Annotated in this window: 2 protein-coding genes; both read right to left on the bottom strand. The window is 54.3% G+C overall.

Features of this window, described 5'->3' with window-relative positions:
- Positions 1-38 precede the first annotated feature (38 nt).
- Positions 39-869 (bottom strand): IS3 family transposase, encoded by an 831-nt coding sequence (locus FBY02_RS28000; RefSeq protein WP_256667505.1) that lies wholly within the window; start codon positions 867-869, stop codon positions 39-41.
- A gap of 8 nt (positions 870-877) precedes the next feature.
- A complete protein-coding gene (locus FBY02_RS28560; protein WP_145244844.1) occupies positions 878-1,186 on the bottom strand; it encodes a transposase in 309 nt (102 codons plus the stop codon).
- Between the last annotated feature and the right edge of the window lie 65 nt (positions 1,187-1,251).

The raw sequence follows: 1,251 nt of genomic DNA, 5'->3' as shown, positions 1-1,251 counted from the left end.
TGTTCTGGTCAAGTTTTTCCGGACACCGATTACGGTGATCAAGCTGCCTGCTGCTCCATGGCTATTGGCGGCAGGTAGTTGTTATGGCTGTGGAGCCTGATTCGGTTGTATCGCATGAAGAAGCTGGTCATATCCTGCTTGGCTTCTTCAACTGTCGTGTAGCCCTTGATGGGCACCCACTCTGATTTGAGCGTCCCGAAAAAACGCTCTGTTGGCGCGTTGTCCCAGCATTGTCCTCGACGACTCATGCTTTGCGTTATCCCACGCTCAAGCAGCTCAGATTGAAAGCGCTGGCTGGTGTATTGGCAGCCTTGATCCGAATGAAACATCAAGCCTGCATGTCTGCCTCGAACCTCCACCGCCATTCTCAGCGCCTTGCTAACCAGGTGGGCGTCATTGATTAGAGAAAACGCCCAGCCAACGATTCGGCGGGCGAATAGATCAATGACCACTGCCAAGTGATACCAGCGTTTCCCAACCATCAGGCTGGTAACGTCGCCACACCAGACCTGATTGATTGCGGTTGGCTCAAAGTTACGTTCGAGCAGGTTCTTGGCGACAAACGCTTCGACACCTCTGGAGCGGGACTGATGCCGGCGGCGCTGTCTGCTGGCCACATTTGCCTCCGCCATGAGTTTTCCCGCCAAATGCCTTCCCACCTTTATCTGCTGGGCCTTTAAGTGCTGAGAAATCATCCGCGCGCCTGCACTTCCTCGGCTTTCGACATGCAGTTCCACGACTTTTGCCCTGAGCGCATCACGCTCGACATTGGGCACTGAACGTCGCCTAAGCCAGTCATAAAACGCGCTGCGGGAAACATCCAGCGCACTGCAAAGCAGTCTGGTCGGATATGTGCTCGACTCCCTCAGCTCCTCGATCAGGAAAAACGATCGGGATCCGACATCAAGAGAGCCGTAGCCTTTTTTAAGATTTCAGCCTCAGTCTCCAGGCGTTTAATCTTGGCTCGCAGTTGTTGAAGCTCTCGCTGTTCGTCGCTGATTGCCTTGGTGCCTGCCACTGGCTGCCGTTTTTCACGCTCTTTGCGAACCTGATCTACCCAGCGGCGCAGAGCCGTAGGGCCAACGTCCATTGACGCACAGACGTCAGGAACTGAGCAGTTATCATCAAGAACCATGCTTGCAGCACGTTGCTTGAACTCGCGGGTGTAGGTCTTTCGCTCTTGCATGGATCCTCCTGATGGGGCGAATCATATCGCCCTTAAGAGGTGTCCGGGATCATTAAGCCAGTTCA

It is taken from the genome of Pseudomonas sp. SJZ078 (assembly GCF_007828255.1).
Classification (GTDB): domain Bacteria; phylum Pseudomonadota; class Gammaproteobacteria; order Pseudomonadales; family Pseudomonadaceae; genus Aquipseudomonas.
This window is presented reverse-complemented; position numbering and strand designations above follow the sequence as displayed.

Excerpts from the sequence above, each read along its gene's own strand:
- FBY02_RS28560 (WP_145244844.1), bottom strand. The coding sequence starts at position 1,186 with ATGCAAGAGCGAAAGACCTACACCCGCGAGTTCAAGCAACGTGCTGCA.